The organism is Bradyrhizobium sp. 159, from assembly GCF_023073795.1.
Lineage (GTDB): Bacteria > Pseudomonadota > Alphaproteobacteria > Rhizobiales > Xanthobacteraceae > Bradyrhizobium.
Genome location: NZ_JADPKE010000029.1, coordinates 16,279 through 33,853, shown reverse-complemented (window position 1 = coordinate 33,853; position 17,575 = coordinate 16,279). Strand labels below are relative to the sequence as shown.

The window sequence follows — 17,575 nt, the reverse complement described above, 5'->3', positions numbered from 1 at the left end:
ATCGGAGATGTGATGTCCAGTCCGCTTAATTATTTCGGTTCTGAATTCAACTGGGCAGTTCGCCAGGAAGTCCATGCCGGTGCAAGCCTGCCCCGTCGCGCCTTGCGAAAGCTAACGAGGGAGAACGCCAAGGCCGTCATCATAGGAGGCGGGGGGTTGATCGGGCAGCCATTTTTTGACGCCGACATATCGTCTTGGACCCGCGGTCAGATACCGACAATCTTGTGGGGAGCCGGTCACAACAGTCACGATATCCACGCGGTGGATAAACGGCAGCCGGGGTTTGAGGAGTATGGCCAGTTACGCCAGTTCAACCTGGTCGGAATTCGCGATTATAACGCCGGATTTACGTGGGTTCCGTGCCCAAGCTGCATGAACCCGCAACTCGATGAACCGGGCAATGCGAGTTTCGGAACGCTTTTCCTGCTTCATCGCGATCTTCGATCGGACAAAGAAAAGATTTCGTGCATCGTGTCGCAATCACCAGACGACGCGAGGATCGTGTTTAACGATTGTAGCAGCCAGGAATTTATTCAAGCAATCTGTTCCGCGCGTCGCATCGTTACCAATTCATATCATGCGGCATACCTGGGCACGCTCGTGAAGAAGCCCGTCGTCGCGATCGGTGGCGGCAGTAAGATGCTTACGCTCAAGCACCAAGTGCCAATAGCGCAGCCGGACTGCTGGACTGCTGCATTTTCTGAAGCCGAGATCCACAACGCGGCGTTGGAGGAGTGTCGGGATGCCAATAGGGACTTTTGCCACCGGGTGAAGGCTCTTATAGGCAACCAATCTAAATCCAAGGTGCGGCGGTACGTTCCCGATCCGATTCGGGAACGTAGAGCCGACGAGTTGGCCTCAGATAGACCCTTTCCGGCAATTCTGAGAAATAAGGTTCCGAAGATCATTCATTTCATTTTTGGCTTGTCGCCGGACTTCGGCGGAAAGCCATTCAATGTCATGCATAAAGTTGCAGTCAGGTCTGCCATCGAGAAGATCAAGCCGGAAGAGGTCTTTTTTCATCACCATTACAAACCTGAATCGCCCAGCTTCAGGGACGTCGAGGGTCTGCTTTCGATGAACAAGATCGTTATCCCGCACGAATTCAAGGGACGTAAGCTGAGTCACTTCGCCCACAAGGCAGATATCACCAGAATGAGCATCTTGAAGGAGATGGGAGGAATCTATCTCGATCTCGACACGATAACGGTAAAGCCGTTCGACGATATGTTGGACAGCTCGTTTTCGATCGGTCTGCAGATCGGGCATAAGGTCGATGGACTTTGCAATGCCGTAATGTTGGCCGCACCGAACGATGGGTTTCTCGTCGACTGGTTGAATTCGTACGAGCGATTTTCAGACAAGACTTGGGATCAGTTTTCGGTACAGCTCCCTTACGTCATGTGGCGGAGTGGATTCTGGTCAATCAACGTGCAGCCTCATGATCGCTTTCACTGGCCGAGCTGGGACGATCGGAGCATGAAGCTCATGTTCGAAGAGAACCATAGTTTCGACAATGCAGTCTGCCACCATCTTTGGGAGTCCTATTCCTACAAGAAGTACTTCGTGCACTCCGATGAAGCTGGCCTTTCGAACTGGATAAGAAATGGCCGCTCGACCTACAGCCGCCTTGCGAGCAGGTATATCTAGGCGATCCGACCGCTCAGCTTAGCGTCCTGCTGCGCTATTGGTCGAAAGCCAAGATGGGTTGGATGGAATTGCGTTTCACAGAAATGCCAATTCTGCCGTCACAATCGAGGAGCGATCGCGTGAATGAAAGCCTCACGCGGGTTCGTTAGGACCGCGCGCGAGAGCGAGAGAAGAGTTAAATCCGGGGTGAGTTGGTTGGGCCCGTCTAGATCGGCGAGAGAGAGGCATATGTTGACGTTACGGCAAGACACGCGTATCGCCCCTCGGCTTTCTATGTGGCTGAACCTGTTACGCGGTCTCGCTGCCCTCGCGGTTCTGATGTTTCATGCTTCCGCCCTGGTCTTCATCCCCTCTGCAGTCGAGAACACTGGAGTGCTATTTGGCGTCGTCTGCTCAGTCCTTCGATTTGTTGCCAAATGGGGCCACGAGGCGGTCATTATTTTCTTTGTCTTAAGCGGCTATCTGGTCGGGGGACCATTTCTCATTCGTTTCTTGCAAGACAAGATGGTATCGGCCGACTACCTCATTGCAAGAGTATCCAGGATGTTTGTTGTTCTGATCCCGGCTCTCTTCTTGACGGCAATCCTCGATGGAAGTTCGCTGGCTTGGCTGAATGGTCAGTCCGTCATAGACGCGAGAGTCTCATTTTTTCCCGATCGCGAAAATCTATGGTCGTTTCTCCGGCTTCGCGAAGCCGCGTGCAACGCGGCGTTTCTACAGATGTTGTGGTGCAAGCAGTACGGGTCCAATCTGTCATTGTGGAGCATCTCCAACGAGGGACTTTACTATTTCGCCTGGTTCGGGCTGGTCCTTGGTATTCGACAGCGGATATTCTTGACCATTCCGACGGTCGTCGCTTTGATCGTCGTTTGTTCATTAGCTCGTACCCATGTCTCCGAGTACACCGCCTTAAGCTATTTAGTTTACTTCCTTGTCTGGATGTCCGGCGCTCTATTGTTTTGTCTGGAAAAGCCGTCGTTGAGGCTGCTTGCTCTGGCCTCTGCGCTTTCCGCCTGTCTTTGGCTTTATCTTCGAAGACAGGATTTGTGGCTAGCCAGCGACCTTATGCTGGGATGCGCGTTCGTTTCCGTTCTGAAAGTTCTCGAGGTGAGGGACGTGGCTTATTTCGCTGACTTTGGCTTTGCTCAAGCGACTTCAGAAGTAAGCTTTTCGCTTTATGCCACCCATGTTCCGGTAGCCGTTTTCGTGCTGTCGCTTTTGGGGCAGATCCATCCGGTCTCGCCAAGCTGGAGGAGTCTCGCGTCATTTCTTTTTGTCACCGCGAGTTGCTTGGCCGTTTCCGCAGGCTTTTGGTGGGCTTTTGAAAGCCGGACGCACTCAGTAAGGACAATAATACGGAATACTCTCTCTGAGCTATATGCAAAGCCCGCGTCAAAGAATCGCTAGGGCAGCATTCGTCGGGCTTGCCATCGATTTGGGTAAGCTCAAGACGTCAGGCAGCCGACGATGTCACCGCAAAGCTGGTCGAACGTCGCGCAAGTGCTCGTCCGACCTGCTCTCCGCGCTTTTCGATCTGCTGATACGAAATCAGGCTGAGCAAGACGGTGATCGCGATGGCTCCAACCATAGCGGCCAACATAGTCGCGCTGGTTACCTGCACTGTTCTCACCAACGCATAGCCTACCAATACTTGCACCGGGCGGTGAATCAAATAGAGCGAATAGGAAGCCTCTCCAGCCCGAAAAACCAGTGGATTTGTGAAGGCAAATCTAAAGATCTTGCCATCGATCTGATCCGTTTTTGCTCCAGCCAGATAGCTGTAAAATGCGGCCCAAATAACGAGCCCGAGCGGATCGCGTAGAAACATGATGGCAAGGACTGACAGACAAATTGCGACCGCGATGGAGCGGAAATTCATCTCGCTGATCTTGTTGAAGCCAATACGAGATGCAATTCCAATAGCAAAATATCCGCTGGCGCCTGCCAGGGAGGAGGCGAGATCATAAGTGCCGAGCATGCCTCTACTGTGGGCGATGTAGAGCAGGCCGAACACAATTGTCATGCAGACGGTGGACCGCCAATCCCGCAGACTCAAGAGGACCAGTGGAGCAACAATGTAAAACTGCCACTCTAGCGAGATGCTCCAAGCGGCCGGCAGGAACGTCATGGCTGATCGATTGAGAATTTCGTTCGGAATCGCACCATGAAACATGAGGCAATGAGCCAAGAAATGCGCTGGAAAGTTAGTCGTCATTTGTTGCTCGATCTCGGCAAGCGATTGCGAGTATGCGGCCCAGCCCGCAGAAGTCTGCCAGGGCACAAGCGTCGATAGGGCAACCCAGTAGGGGAAAACAGCAAACCCGATCGCGGAAGCGATGACGAACACCGGGTAAAGTCTGAAGAAGCGGCGAGTCAGGTAGGGCGTGTATGTTTCATTTCGTTGAATAATCAGATTCGTGATGACGAACCCGCTCACGATCATGAACAGTTGAACGGCCACGTCGCCGCGCAGAAGGACCTTCAGTATCTTATTGTCTGACTCCATAATTCCGGAAAGTTGGAGGCCATGTCCGATGGCGACCCAAAGGGCGAGATAAAAACGCAGCCCAACGATTTCGTTGAAGTACTCGCGTTTCACCATGTTGTGCCTTCACTTGGAGTTCATCTTGACGGCATTAGTCATAGCGTTGTTGGCAAGATTAAGTCTGCGATACTGCTGCAGCAGCTCGCGTCCAAAAGTGCGGGCGACCTGAGCAGGTCTTGTCCCGTCGGCGTCTTGGGTGCCTAGCTTGCGGTTACTATTGACAGCCTGCGCTTTGTCGACTTCAACGAAGTGCGCTCCTGAAGTGCCGCCGCGCTATTCCGGTTCCCAGTCAACAGCGTCGGACTGATCAATCAATGGACAGCAATCTCAAAATTGTGGCGATTAGTTTGGCCGGTTCTGTGCGCCGCGAGCGCGCGAGTGCAAATCTGGAGTCGCTTGGGATTCCATGGACCTTCTTTGATGCCTTGCGTGTGCCGGCTAAGGGGCTCCCGCAATATGATGAGGCGCTGGCCATCCGCTTTTGGGGCAGGGGCCTTTCACGTGCCGAGATCGGCTGCGCAGCTAGTCATATGAGCGTCATGGCGCAAGTGGCAGCGTCAGACGCCGATGATTCATGGACACTTGTAATCGAAGACGACGTCATTCTCGATGCCGGGTTCAGCTTTCGATCGCTTCCGGACATCTGCAAGGCTGCCGAGATCGGCTATCTTCGGCTGTATGGGCGACACATGGCGCCGTGCAAGCACGTGGCCTGGCTGGATCAGCGGGAGTTGGTACGGTTTGAGCGTGCGCCGATGGGAACGCAGGCCTATCTGATCTCCGGCCATGCCGCGCGTCGATTCAGCGACAGCGTGACAACGATCCATCGGCCAATCGACTGGGAGATGGACCGCTTCTGGGCAAATGGCCTCCACAATTATGCCTTGTTTCCTTTTCCCTGTCTTGAGCTGACGCTGACATCTTCGATCGTAAAGGCGGCGGAGTCGGTTCACGGGCCCACTGCGCTCGACAGAGCGGCTCGGTTTGCGTGGAAATCAAAGGAATACGTTCTGCGCCTGTCGGAAAATATCCGACTTCGCCAGTCCGACAGGCGGATTCGCGCCCGCCTCGCCGGCGCAATCAATCTTTCCGGGCCAATGCCGGACACAATTCGTACGATCGAAAGCGTGTGATTGACGCCTGGAGGGCATGGGACGAGATCTGACGAGGCGGGTTGCCTTTGCGCCGTTGCCCACTCAGGCGGGCTTGCGTCGGATGACACTTCCGAACCTGACGAGCGGCCGCAGGAGTTCTGCCCTGTTGAAGCGGAGCATGATCAGCCGGTACGCAAGCCAGGAAGGGCTCAAGAACAGCCCTGTGAACCAGACGATATGAGAGGCGGCTGCACGCCAATGTGTGGTCGTGGTCAGCGCAAGCCATATCCCACGGCGCAGAAGTGAACTCGACGTGTCCGCGTCCTGCCCAACATAGCGCAGTCCCAATTTACGCGACGCGAGGCGATAGTTGACAAAGACGATCTCGTTATCGATTGGCCTTGCCGCTTGCACGTGCATGGACTTCTTGTCGCAATGTGCTTTCAGGATATCGAACTCTGCGACGCGGAATCCGATCTGTCTGGGAAAATCCGGAAAGCGCTGCGCCCGGCCCTTCGCGTCATTTCGGCTGATATTTCTGCCATGGAGCCGATATTGCCCCAGGATTTCCTGCACCGTGACCACGTCTCCGTAAAGAGGCGCTATCGTATTGAGGGCGCCGTCGTATCCCACGGGCGGATTGAGCGGGACGACCTGTCGAAGAAACGCTCGGGAGTACGCATTTCCTGACATGACTGGCCAGATGTACGTTCCCGATCGGGTAAATTCTGCGTGCACATCGTCTGGTGCGTAGGATTTAGGAAACGCACAAAACGAGCGCCCAAGTCGCCTGCCGGCGCCGTCGATGATGTCCAGATTGAACTGAACTTTCGAAACACCTTCACGCCAGTGCGCAGCGACGTTCTCGACCGCCGTCGGCATCAGGATGTCATCCGCATCAAGGAACAGCAATACATCGCCTGTCGCTGCGCGATACCCAACTTCGAATGCTGCGATGTTGCCCTGATTTGCCTGAAATATGGCTCGAATCCTGTCACCATAGCCGGCGATGATCTGGCGGGAACCGTCGATCGATCCGTCGTCGACGACGACGATCTCGTCCGCCGGACGGGTCTGATTCAACGCGCTGTCGATTGCCAATCCGACATACCGTTCGTAATTGTAGACTGTTATGACGATGCTGATCTTCAACGCTTGTCGCTCACAAATTTGCAAGTGGCAGAAGAAGCTATCAATCCATGCCTTGATGGGCCAGAAGTAATTTCACGGTCCGCATGGTTGGTGAGGCAATCGCATGAAAATCGCTCTGATCGATCCGTCACTGTTCACTTGGCCATATGATCTTAAATTGGCCAAAGGATTGACCGATATTGGGCATGCAGTCAGCATTGTGGGGCGCCAGCTGGGGCAGAAGCCTTCCGTTGATGAAGACCTGTTTCTTGACCGGCATTTTTATCCGGGATTGCAGTCGCGCTTTTTCAAGAAACTTCCGCGCAACGTGCAACTGGGGCTGAAGGGCCTCAGTCACGCTGAATCAATGACACGGCTGATCAGGCGCTTCAGGAAGACGCCGCCCGATGTGATCCATTTTCAATGGGCACCGCTGGCGATCGTCGATAGCCAGTTCATTCCCAAGTTCAGGAGGGTCGCGCCAACGGTTCTGACCGTTCATGACTCGAATCCCTTCAATAACAATCCGAGTTCGCGGATACAGCGAATCGGCGCCTCCAAGATTCTGCATTGCTTTGACCATCTTATCGTTCATACGACCGTTGCACGCGATCGCCTGCTGCGCGTTGGTATCCCGGGCGAGAAGATATCCGTCATCGCGCACGGATTGCTGACGGATCATATCGCCCGACCGGCCGATGAGCCCCCGGCCGCGGACGGGCGAGTTCAAATACTCCTGTTCGGCAAGATAAAGCCCTACAAGGGCGTCGACGTCATGCTTCGCGCGCTTGCGCTGCTTCCCCGAGAGGTCAGGGCACTTTGCGTGGTGAAGATCGTGGGCTGGCCGGAAATGCCGATAGAGCCGTTGTTTGCGATGGTGAAGGATCTGCAGCTCGAAGACCATGTCGAATTCGACCTGCGGTTCATTCCGGAAGACGAAGTCACCTCGCTGGTCGCGCGCGCTGACATCCTGGCTTTTCCATACCGGGATATCGACGCATCGGGTGTGCTGATGCTGGCAATCGCGGCGGGACGTCCGATCGTCGCTTCGAACCTTGGAACGTTTTCGGAATGGCTGAGCGATGGGGCGGAGGGGACGCTCGTTCCTCCAGGTGATCCCGCCGCATTGTCCCGGTCGCTCGAGCGCTTGATCAGCGACCCTGATTATCGAAACGCCAAGGGTCAAGGAATGCTCGATCTGCGCGACTCCGTGCCGACGTGGACCTCGATTGCCCGCCTGACCGAGGCCGCCTATGCGAAGGCCGGCCGGCGTGTGGACACGCCGGCCGGTGCCCAAATTCTGCAACGTTCAGGAAACTGAAGGGGTCATCTGCCAGGTGGTCTGGCGGATCGACAGGATGCCCCAGAAAAAGCCAATTGCCCACGCGAAGTGCATCACGACGGCGGCCGGCAGTGCAAGCAGCCCGCAAATTGAGCGACGTTTTGCTGCAATCATCATTGCGGTCAGGGCCAGTATCGCCAGATAGGCCGCCGGCAATGTCAACAGCAGCGGCGCAGCGGGCGACAGCACGATGCCACCGAGCGTCAATGCAACATGAGTGGGTACCAGGAATTGACGCAGTCGCAAAGATCCTGGATGCCGTCTCACCGTTCTCGACCGACCACGCCCGTAGTTGAAGTACTGCTTCGCCAGGCTCAGAAAACTCGACCGCGGTCGATATGAAAGGCGGATGTCCGAATCCAGAAATATCCGGCCGCCGAGTGCACGCAGCCTGCAGTCAAACTCTGCATCTTCATTGTGAGTGAAGGTTTCGTCGTAACCACCGGCCTTGCGAAAGGCGTCGATGGTCATCGCGGCATGATGGCCGTGATCGACAAAGCCGCTTTGCTTTCCGCCGCGATGTGCCGATCCGCCCGAACCGACCTTGGTGTCCGAGACCCAGGCGACGGCTTTCTGCAGGCAGCCGTCACCTCGGGAGTCCATGGGGACCACGACCGAGTCGGTCTTGCGCTCGTCCAGAGTCTTGAGGAGGCTCGAAACATAATCCGCTGGATATTCGCAATGGGCGTCACACCGCACCAGGACCTGCGCCGCAGCACCATAGACCTGTACGGCTAGATTGACCCCGGCACTTTGCAGCCGCTGGGGATTGTGCAACAGATGGACGCCGCGAATCTCCTTGCCGAGCTGGCGGACAATGTCAGGCGTCCCATCGGTGCTGCCGCCATCTGCAACCACTATCGTGCGATCCTCGTCGAGACTGTCCCGCGCCAGATTGCGGACTACGGTCTCGATATGAGAAGCCTCGTTCAAAACGGGTACGACGATCAGGACGTTTCTGGACACGGTTTCGCTGCCACTTGCCATTGTTTGCTCAATCCGTTGGCAGGCGCGGGAATGGTCGTTGATGCACGCCAAGGACGTACTGACGGTCCGTCAAAAGAATGGCCAACTCGTGACTGCTTCTTTGATGCATCGGTTGCAAGCGGGCTTACCGATGGCGCCCTAAAATGGGCGATCTATTCTGCGTTAATCGTGAATAGTGCGTGCCCCGATCGCTCGAAGATCGGAAGCGAACCTGACCGGAGCAATATGTGAGAGCTGTTGTTGTTGTCTTCCCTTTTTTGCTGGCGGCCTGTCATCCTGCATCGGCCGATCCGATGACGTTGGATTTTTCATGGCGCGGGGCACGCGGCTGTGTCACGCTGTTCCCAAATCCGGAGATGCGTCTGCGCAATATTCCCGCCGGTGCCACGTCGATGACGCTCACACTTGCGGAAGGCACTCGCGAAATGGGAGGCCAGAACGTTCCGGTTCCGAGCAATGGCCTCGTGCCATCGGGCACGATCCGGACATTTGGTCCTTGCAAGCCGGGTCTGTATGAATGGACCGCGCTCGTGAAATCATCGACGGGACAGGTTCTATCGGAAGCGCATCAGGCGCGATTCTATCCCGCGGACGAAACCGCAGCGAAGCAATAGTTTCGCAATATCAATCCACGAATTGCACCGTTTCGGGCCTTTGCGCGTCGCGGCGGTTCCACGCGCCTGCGCGCCGCGATTGATCGTACGAATGACGCCACAATCCATCTAGATAAGGTTTGACTGGAATTTGGAAGGTTGGAGATCAAGAACAAGTTCATGCTTCGTGACAAGGAGTTGAGTGTTGTTGGCGCGAAGGTTGATGAAGGCGCGTAACGATGTCGCCGGACCGACAAATCTCGGTAATCCGCCGCTTCCGATCGATGCGCAGCGCGCGGACGGGGCGAGATGAAGAAGACCGTTCTGGTCACCGGCGGTGCCGGCTACGTCGGCTCGCATTGCTGCAAGGCATTTGCGATGGCGGGCTGGAACGTCGTGACGCTCGACAATCTTTCCCGGGGCTGGCGCGATGCGGTACGCTGGGGATCGCTGATCGAGTGCGACATTCGCGATTCCGTCGGCGTGCGCGCCGCCTTGGAAACCTACAAGCCGGACCTCGTCGCGCATTTTGCGGCGCTGGCCTATGTCGGCGAGTCCGTGGCCGACCCGGCCATCTATTACGACAATAACACGCGAGGAACGCTTGCCCTCCTGGAGGCAATGCGAGCGGCCGGCTGTTCGCGCGTCCTCTTTTCCAGCACGTGTGCCAGTTACGGAGTACCCAAGCACACCCCGATAGACGAAACACATCCGCAGGCGCCGATTAATCCCTATGGTTGGTCCAAGATGATCATCGAGCGTATGCTGGAGGACTTTGGTCGCGCGTACCAGATGTCGTCGGTTTCGCTGCGCTATTTCAACGCAGCGGGCTGTGATCCTGACGGCGAGATCGGCGAGCGTCACGAACCGGAGACGCATGCCATTCCTCTGGCGATCGAAGCGGTGCGCCGAGCTGATCGGCCTTTCACCATTCTGGGAACGGACTTTCCGACGCCGGATGGCAGTGCAATCAGGGACTATATCCACGTCAATGACCTTGCGCAGGCGCACCTACTCGCAGGTGACATGCTAGTGGCTCGAGGCGGTACTCATGTCTTCAATCTCGGTACGGGGGTTGGCACGAGTGTGCTCGAACTAATAAATGCCGTGAAGCGTGTCTCCGGAAGCGATCCGGTCGTCCGCCGCGGCCCACGCCGCTCGGGCGACCCGCCCACGCTCGTCGCCTCCTTTGCCAAAGCCAAGCGGGAGCTCGGTTGGAGCCCGCGGCAATCCGAGATCGATTTCATTATTGAGACTGCACTCAGGTGGAGCGATAGCAACCCGCCGGCATGATTTCGCACGAAGATGACCGACACCCCATTCGTAGAAATTGGACTGGGAAGAGGCGTGGCGCATGTCTCCGTGACGTCGGCGTCCGATGTTGCCGAAACGACATTGAGCGAAGGCATGACAGTGTTCTGGCGCGCCGACCGGCCGATCGGCCATGTGCTGATGCATGAAGGCCAGATAACCGACGCCAGGATCGATCATATCGACGACACCTTCCTGTCAGCCGTCAACTCCAAAGAGCGAACCCCGACTAAAGTGAGGCTCTCGGCGAGCGTGGTGATCTGCACGCGCGACCGTCCGGAGGAGCTGAAAAAATGCTTGTCGTCGTTGCCGCAACAGAGCCATCCTCCACGAGAAATCATTGTGGTGGACAATGCATCGCGCGATCGGCGGACGCGGGATGTCGCGTTGGCCGCGGCAGCAACCTATATTCGCGAGGAGCGACCCGGTCTGGATATTGCGCGCAATGCCGGCGCGCTCCATGCGACCGGAGATATTGTCGCCTATACGGACGACGATGTGCTGCTTCACCCGCGTTGGCTGGAGCAACTGACACGTGCATTTGACTCTCCCCAGATCGGTGCGGTGACCGGGCTTGTGCTTCCCGCCGAGCTCGCGACCGAGGCGCAACGGCATTTCGAGACGTATTGGGGATTTGGTAAGGGCTATTGCGAACAGGATTACGACAGCGCAGCCTTCCGATCGCATCGCGGCCAGGTCCTTCCCGCGTGGGACATCGGCGCCGGAGCGAGCATGGCGTTCCGGCGCGAGGTGTTTCAGGCCGTCGGGCTTTTTGATGAGCGCCTGGACGTCGGTCAGGCCGGCTGCTCGGGCGACTCGGAATACTGGTATCGATTGCTCGCGGGCGGCTACACGTGTCGTTACACTCCGGCGTCAGTCGCATTCCACTTTCACCGCAGGACAATGGATGGCCTAGCCAGCCAGATCTATCACTACATGCGCGGTCATGCGGCCGCACTCCTGGTGCAGTATGAGCGAACCGGAATCTCGGCAAACCGACGGTTAGCGTACTATTACAAGCCGCGTTGGTATCTCCATCGGCTGCTGCGGAAAGGAATGGAAGGAGAGAGCATTCGCGACCGCTTCCTGAAGGAGGAGCTGACGGGGTATCTCGCGGGATTGCTATTCTATCATCGCCGAAGGTTTCGAAGATGACGGCCTATCCGCGTACGTCCGTCGTGATCGCCGCCCGTGATGCTGCAGGGACCATCGCTGAAACGCTCGACAGCCTGCTCGCGCAGAGTGCCCCCGACTGGGAGGCTCTTGTCGTGGAAGACGGTTCAACTGATGCCACGGCCGCGATCGTTGCTGAATACGCGGCGCGGGATTCCCGCGTTCGGGTTCTGACCTGTGACGGAGAAGGCGCTTCCAGTGCTCGCAACAGGGGGATCTCAAACGCGACCGGCGAACGAATACTCTTCCTGGACAGTGATGACTGGATCGATCGATCCTTCCTCGCACGGATGAATGCTGCGCTGGATCTCGATTCCTCGGCGGTGGCCGCCTATTGCAACGGTTGCCGGGTCATGCCTGACGGTGGTGAGACCCCGGCTCGGAGCGACCCGTCCATCCAGGACAACGCATTTGAGCGCTTTGCCCGCACGTGTGCCACGTTCATCCATGGCGTGCTTGTCCTAAAGAGCGCGGTCGCAAAGGTCGGTGGCTTTGAGACCAGTCTCCGCACGTGCGAAGATTGGGACCTGTGGCAACGGATCGCTCGCTGCGGCGGCAGGTGGATCCATGTCGATGAGAAATTGAGCTATTATCGAGCGAGCGACCATTCTCTGACACAAGACGTCAAACGGATGCTGGCCGACGCGCAGCTGGTCATTGCGCGCGGATTTTCGAGCGATGCTCGCGTCAGCGAGCCGGCACCCGCACATCGGGCTGGAGCATCAACTGCATACGGCAGCGCCGCGGCGGCGTACGCGTATTTCGCGCTCTGGTGTGCCGGATTTGAATGCGGCCGCAGGAATGCCAGCGATCCATCGCTGGAAACGCTCAGCGACATTCCAAAGACCCAGACGTCGGCGGACGAGATCACCAGCGTCCTGCTCGAAGCCGTGATGGTCGGGGCAAGAACGGTGCCCGCCAAGTTGGCGGAACGGTGGGCGCAGTACGGGGACGGGATAACCGGCCTCATCTTGGCAATCGGTTGTGCGTGGAACGACCCCGCGGCGGGGCGAAAGTGCCAATACAGGTTTGAGCGGAAAGTGCTCGACTATGATGACCTTTCGGCGCCCAGGGTCCTCACACTGACGCTCGGCACGCGCGTTGACCTTCGCCATATCCGCCCTATCCGGCCAATCGGGACTGTCGATCGATTTTACGTCTATCTCTGCGATGGCCCGCGCATCCTGACGCTGGTCGATATTGGTGTCCTCGGCGTTGTCGGCAGCCGCTTCTGGATCTCGCTGGCTGCCGATGGCCTCGTTCATTTGCACGTCAAAGACCAGATCGGAAGGCTGGTTCGGGCAAAAATCGCATTCCACAAGCGGACCGAACGGGTTCGATCTTTCATGCGAGACGGCCAAGATACTCACCGGGGGCGGCTGCGCGAGTTGACCTCGCGGGCCTCACGTGAGGCGCGGTCGCGAGCCATCACAGGCATCTCCGCTTCCAGCAGTCCGATGCGATGTGCCAGAGGATCTCGAGACACCGCACGCAAGCAATATTGGGAGGGTCTCTTCGAGCAAGAGGATCCCTGGAACTATGGTTCGCCGTATGAACAGGAAAAGTACACTCGGCAGCTCGAACTTCTGCCAGACCAGCCAGTGGATCACGCACTCGAGCTCGCATCCGCGGAAGGACACTTCACGCGCCAATTGGCCAGCAGGGTCAGACTCCTGCGTGCCGCCGATATTTCGACCAAGGCGCTCGATCGGGCCCGTGTCCGATGCAATGGGCATCAGAATGTCGAGTTCTCCCAACTGGATTTGTCCGCCGATCCGCTCCCGCAGGACATCGATCTGATCGTCTGCTCCGAGGTCCTTTACTACCTCAATGATGAGGTTGAACTCGAATCGGTGGCGAAGCGACTGGTGCAGGCGCTGCGTCCTGGCGGTTACCTAGTGGTTGGCCACGCCTTTGTGCTGAAGGACAACATGTCTCGAACGGGTTTCGACTGGGAGAGTCCGTATGGGGCGGAGACGATCACGCGGATTATCCAAGGCATACCCGGACTCGCCCTGGAGACATCGATCGAGACAGAACTCTACCGCATCGATCGGTTCAGGCGGCTACTCCCGGACGAAGCGCCCCCTGACACACAGGTCAAACGGGAGGCTATCGACGCGCCGATCGAGGTCGAGGTTGCGCGGTCCATCGTGTGGGATGGGGCCGTGGCACGCAGGTTTGACGTCGCGCAATCCGAAAGACGCACGCACGTTCCGGTTCTGATGTACCACCGAATTGCGGCAGAAGGACCAGGCGAACTGGCGCGTTACCGCTTGTCTCCGGACGTGTTCGGGCAACAGATGCTGTGGCTACGCCGAAATGGCTACCACACGATCAATTCGGATCAGCTCGCCTGGTTCGTGGCAAACAATCATCCGTTCGTCGGCAGGCCGGTGCTGATCACCTTCGACGATGGCTACGAAGATTTCGCCGAGCATGGATGGCCGATCCTCCAGGCCAACGATTTCTCGGCAGAAGTGTTCGTCGCGACCGACTTCGTGGGAAAGCGGGCTGAGTGGGATGCGCCGTTTGGGCAGCCCGCGTCGCTGCTTGGGCCGACCAGGATCGCCGCGCTTGCCGCCGAGGGCGTATCCTTTGGCAGTCATTTGGCGAGCCACCCGCGGAGCGAGCAACTTGCGACCCGGGCTCTCGCCGAGGAATTGACGCGATCTCGCGCCCAGTTGGAACAGTGGCTTGGGCAATCGATAACGTCGCTTGCCGCGCCTTTTGGCTCTACCGATCAGCGGCTTGAAATTCTCGCCGCCGAATGTGGTTACAAAACTCTGTTCAACACGGTCGGACGGGCCGTAACACTGAAGGACAATCTGTTGGATCTGCCGCGAATTGAGGTCAGAGGCGATTTTACGTTGGACACATTCGCTCGTTGCCTGGAGCAGTACCAATGAATACGGGGGCGCTCCTGGTCAGCGTGGTCATTCCCGCCTTCAACGCCGATGCAACGATCGACGAGACGCTTCGCAGCGTCAGGTCCCAGTCGCATCGGAAGCTGGAAATCATAGTCGTGGACGACGGCTCGACCGACAATACGATTGCAGTCATCCAGCGGCATTTAGCTGAGGATTCTAGAATAACCATCATAGCACAGCAGAATGCAGGAGTGGCGGCCGCCCGGAATGCGGGATGGCAGGTGGCGCGCGCGGACTTCGTTGCGTTCATTGATGCCGATGATCTCTGGACGCACGACAAGATTGAGCAACAGCTTCGAGCCTTGCTCGATGGAGGCAAAAGTACAGGTCTCGTCTATAGCTGGTACGATTGGATCGACGCCGATAGTTGCGTAAGTGCCAGGTCCGATCCCGTGTTCCATGCGGGCGAGGTGCTAGACTATCTCTGTCAGGGAAATTTTATTGGTAACGGCAGCTCGGCACTGGTTCGCCGGGAAGCCCTCACAGCTGCAAGAGGTTTCGAGAGCGGACTCCGGGCGTCGGGCGCCGAAGGCTGCGAAGATCTGCTGTTCTATTGCCGTGTCGCGGAGGCCTATCATTTCGCGGTCGTGCCCGAGTACCAGATCGGCTATCGCTACCTTCCGAACAACATGTCAAGCAACATGCCCCGGATGTTCCGGTCGTGGATGCTGGTCGCCGATGAGATCATGACGCGGCATCCCGGGCGCGGACCGTTGCTTGAGCAAGGCTTCAGAAACTATGCACGTTGGCTGCTCCGGAGGGCTCTGACGGGCGGTCAGTTGTGGTACTTCGCTTCGATCGTTGGACTCCTGTGCAGACGGAATCCCTTGCTGGCGCTCAGGGTCTGCGTGCACGATGTGCCGCGGGATATCGTCTCCGAAATCCGGTGGAAATGGCGTCATCAGCGTCGCCAGTCGGTTCGACATCCGCTTTCATCGTTTGCTATCGGCGATCCAAATCAGTCGCTATGACAGAGAACGCAGGCAATGCAAGACCGAGAGCTGCTCGCCGCGCAGCGTTGGTCGAACTGTTCAAGCTGCTCAAACTTGCGCCGTTGCCCGGTTGGGTGACGCCAGCGCTGATTGTCCTTGGCCTGGCTGCATCGTTGGCGGAGACGGTCGGGATTACCCTCGTGCTCCTGTTCTTCTATTTTGCCATGGGTCAGGTGGAACTTGCAACGTCGACCAGCGGCCTCTTGGGCGAAGCGCTCCGAGATGCGGCGAACTGGTTTCACAGCTCGACCGAAACTGCTGTCGTGCTACTCCTTCTCATCATTGCTCGTGGTGCTATTTCCTTCATCAACGCACTAATCAGTGCACGTGTTGGAGAGCAGATCAATGAAGCCGCGCGCAACCGCGTCCATCTGCAATATCTGTCGACTTCGTATTCATTCTTCCAGCGCCATGAGGAGGCATATCTCATGGAGGTGTTGGGAACCGAGACATGGATAATCTCTGGAGCATACGCCAGCCTTACCCGCATTATCGTGAGCTCGTGTTCGATTTTTCTCTTCGCGTCTTTTCTGTTAGCGCTCTCGATCAAGGTAACGGTCCTTGCCATCGTCGCCTCGCTGATTGTATCGGCCGGATTGCGCCATCTTTCGTTGCCCATGCAGCAGTTGGGCGCCGGAGTAAAGCAGGTTCATCAAAGACTGGGTGAGCATATGCTGATGACACTCCAGGGTATGCGCACGATCCGCGCATATGGCCAGGAGGAAACTCACCAGAAGCGCTTCGAGCAGGCCTCGACTCAGGCCCGACAGGTCGCACTGCGGCTTGCGCGCTTATCCGCCCTGGTCTCGCCTCTGACGGAGGTGGGGTATCTCGTCGTGCTGTTTCTCGTCATCGCGCTCGCTGATTTATGGGGAATCGGCTTCGCGACGAGCCTGACCGCGGTCGCGTTGCTCTATCGATTGCAGCCGCATATGCGAGATCTGGAAGGGAACTTGCTGTATATGGCGCAGATCGAGCCGCAGCTTCGGTCCATCAGACATATGCTCTCGACAGATGACAAGGAGTACCCGAACGCCGGGCACGTGGCGGTGGCTAAACTCGAGGACGGCATCTCATTTCGCAACGTGACGTTCCACTATGATGCCGGTACGGAGCCGGCTCTTTTGGATGTTTCGTTTGACATTCCTGCGGGGAAGACCACTGCGCTCATTGGAGCCAGTGGCGCCGGCAAGACCACGATCGTAAATCTATTGTTGCGGCTCCATTCGGCCAACGAGGGTGTCATACGGGTTGATGGGCGATCCATCGAAGACGTTCGTCGAACCGATTGGCTCGGCATGCTCGCCATTGCGGGCCAGGATGTCGACCTGGTCGAAGGCACGGTGATCGAGAACGTTCGGATGGCCAAGAACGACGCTTCCGAGGAAGAGGTGCGGCAGGCGCTGCGGGTCGCGGGCATTTCAGAGGTCGTCGAGGCCTTACCCGACAAATACGACACCTGGATAGGACAGCATGGCCTGCGCTTCTCGGGCGGTCAGCGGCAGCGTCTTGGTCTTGCACGCGCGATTGTGCGCAATCCGAAATTCCTCATCCTCGACGAAGCGATGAGCGCGCTCGATCTGACGCTTGAGGACAGCATTCGACGCGCGATCCAGTTACACTTCAAGAACCGAACCTTGTTGCTCATAACACATCGCCTGGATTCCGTGCGCGATGCGGACCACGTGGTGTGCATTGAAAACGGCCGGGTTCGTGCTGAGGGCCCTCCGGCGAAAGTCCTGGTGGATCGAGGAACGTGCGTAGCAGGAACTTCGCAAGCCGATGTGCTGACATTTCGGATGCGGAATACGGTTCCCTAATCGGAAC

At 57.4% G+C, this 17,575-nt stretch carries 13 protein-coding genes; 10 read left to right on the top strand and 3 right to left on the bottom strand.

Translation table 11 applies throughout. The annotated features are described in order from the left end of the window. Positions 1-12: 12 nt before the first annotated feature. Positions 13-1,650, top strand: a complete 1,638-nt coding sequence (locus IVA96_RS05355) for a glycosyltransferase (RefSeq protein ID WP_247415845.1) — start codon at positions 13-15, stop codon at positions 1,648-1,650. A 228-nt stretch (positions 1,651-1,878) separates the two neighbouring features. Next, positions 1,879-3,057 carry an acyltransferase family protein gene (locus IVA96_RS05350; RefSeq protein ID WP_247415842.1) on the top strand — a complete coding sequence of 393 codons (1,179 nt, stop codon included), beginning with the start codon at positions 1,879-1,881 and terminating at the stop codon, positions 3,055-3,057. A 46-nt stretch (positions 3,058-3,103) separates the two neighbouring features. Here IVA96_RS05350 and IVA96_RS05345 read toward each other — a convergent pair whose 3' ends face one another. Continuing rightward, a complete protein-coding gene (locus tag IVA96_RS05345; protein WP_247415839.1) occupies positions 3,104-4,252 on the bottom strand; it encodes an acyltransferase in 1,149 nt (382 codons plus the stop codon). 257 nt (positions 4,253-4,509) lie between these two features. On the opposite strand from IVA96_RS05345, the gene IVA96_RS05340 reads away from it, so the two are divergent. Continuing rightward, positions 4,510-5,328 carry a glycosyltransferase family 25 protein gene (locus tag IVA96_RS05340; RefSeq protein ID WP_247415836.1) on the top strand — a complete coding sequence of 273 codons (819 nt, stop codon included), beginning with the start codon at positions 4,510-4,512 and terminating at the stop codon, positions 5,326-5,328. Positions 5,329-5,391: 63 nt separating this feature from the next. Here IVA96_RS05340 and IVA96_RS05335 read toward each other — a convergent pair whose 3' ends face one another. Beyond that, positions 5,392-6,441 (bottom strand): glycosyltransferase, encoded by a 1,050-nt coding sequence (locus IVA96_RS05335; protein ID WP_247415833.1) that lies wholly within the window; start codon positions 6,439-6,441, stop codon positions 5,392-5,394. A 103-nt stretch (positions 6,442-6,544) separates the two neighbouring features. On the opposite strand from IVA96_RS05335, the gene IVA96_RS05330 reads away from it, so the two are divergent. Continuing rightward, positions 6,545-7,741: a glycosyltransferase gene (locus IVA96_RS05330; RefSeq protein WP_247415831.1), complete on the top strand. Its 1,197-nt coding sequence runs from the start codon at positions 6,545-6,547 to the stop codon at positions 7,739-7,741. On the opposite strand, the gene IVA96_RS05325 is transcribed toward IVA96_RS05330, so the two are convergent. Then, positions 7,730-8,749 (bottom strand): glycosyltransferase family 2 protein, encoded by a 1,020-nt coding sequence (locus tag IVA96_RS05325; RefSeq protein WP_247415829.1) that lies wholly within the window; start codon positions 8,747-8,749, stop codon positions 7,730-7,732. The genes IVA96_RS05330 and IVA96_RS05325 overlap by 12 nt on opposite strands. Before the next feature lie 227 nt (positions 8,750-8,976). Here IVA96_RS05325 and IVA96_RS05320 point away from each other — a divergent pair, with 227 nt between their 5' ends. From IVA96_RS05320 to IVA96_RS05295, 6 genes are all read left to right on the top strand, one after another. Then, the gene (locus tag IVA96_RS05320; RefSeq protein WP_247415826.1) at positions 8,977-9,363 is read left to right on the top strand and encodes a hypothetical protein; all 387 of its coding nucleotides are present in this window, start codon (positions 8,977-8,979) and stop codon (positions 9,361-9,363) included. Between the two features lie 288 nt (positions 9,364-9,651). Continuing rightward, positions 9,652-10,635 (top strand): UDP-glucose 4-epimerase GalE, encoded by a 984-nt coding sequence (gene galE, locus IVA96_RS05315; protein ID WP_247415824.1) that lies wholly within the window; start codon positions 9,652-9,654, stop codon positions 10,633-10,635. 12 nt (positions 10,636-10,647) lie between these two features. Continuing rightward, on the top strand, positions 10,648-11,808 hold the full coding sequence (locus tag IVA96_RS05310) for a glycosyltransferase (protein ID WP_247415821.1): 1,161 nt from the start codon (positions 10,648-10,650) through the stop codon (positions 11,806-11,808). Beyond that, positions 11,805-14,735: a trifunctional glycosyltransferase/class I SAM-dependent methyltransferase/polysaccharide deacetylase gene (locus tag IVA96_RS05305; protein ID WP_247415819.1), complete on the top strand. Its 2,931-nt coding sequence runs from the start codon at positions 11,805-11,807 to the stop codon at positions 14,733-14,735. The genes IVA96_RS05310 and IVA96_RS05305 overlap by 4 nt, the downstream gene beginning before the upstream one ends. Then, a complete protein-coding gene (locus tag IVA96_RS05300; RefSeq protein WP_247415817.1) occupies positions 14,732-15,727 on the top strand; it encodes a glycosyltransferase family 2 protein in 996 nt (331 codons plus the stop codon). The genes IVA96_RS05305 and IVA96_RS05300 overlap by 4 nt, the downstream gene beginning before the upstream one ends. Before the next feature lie 47 nt (positions 15,728-15,774). Further along, a complete protein-coding gene (locus IVA96_RS05295) occupies positions 15,775-17,568 on the top strand; it encodes an ABC transporter ATP-binding protein (protein ID WP_247415815.1) in 1,794 nt (597 codons plus the stop codon). Positions 17,569-17,575 lie beyond the last annotated feature (7 nt).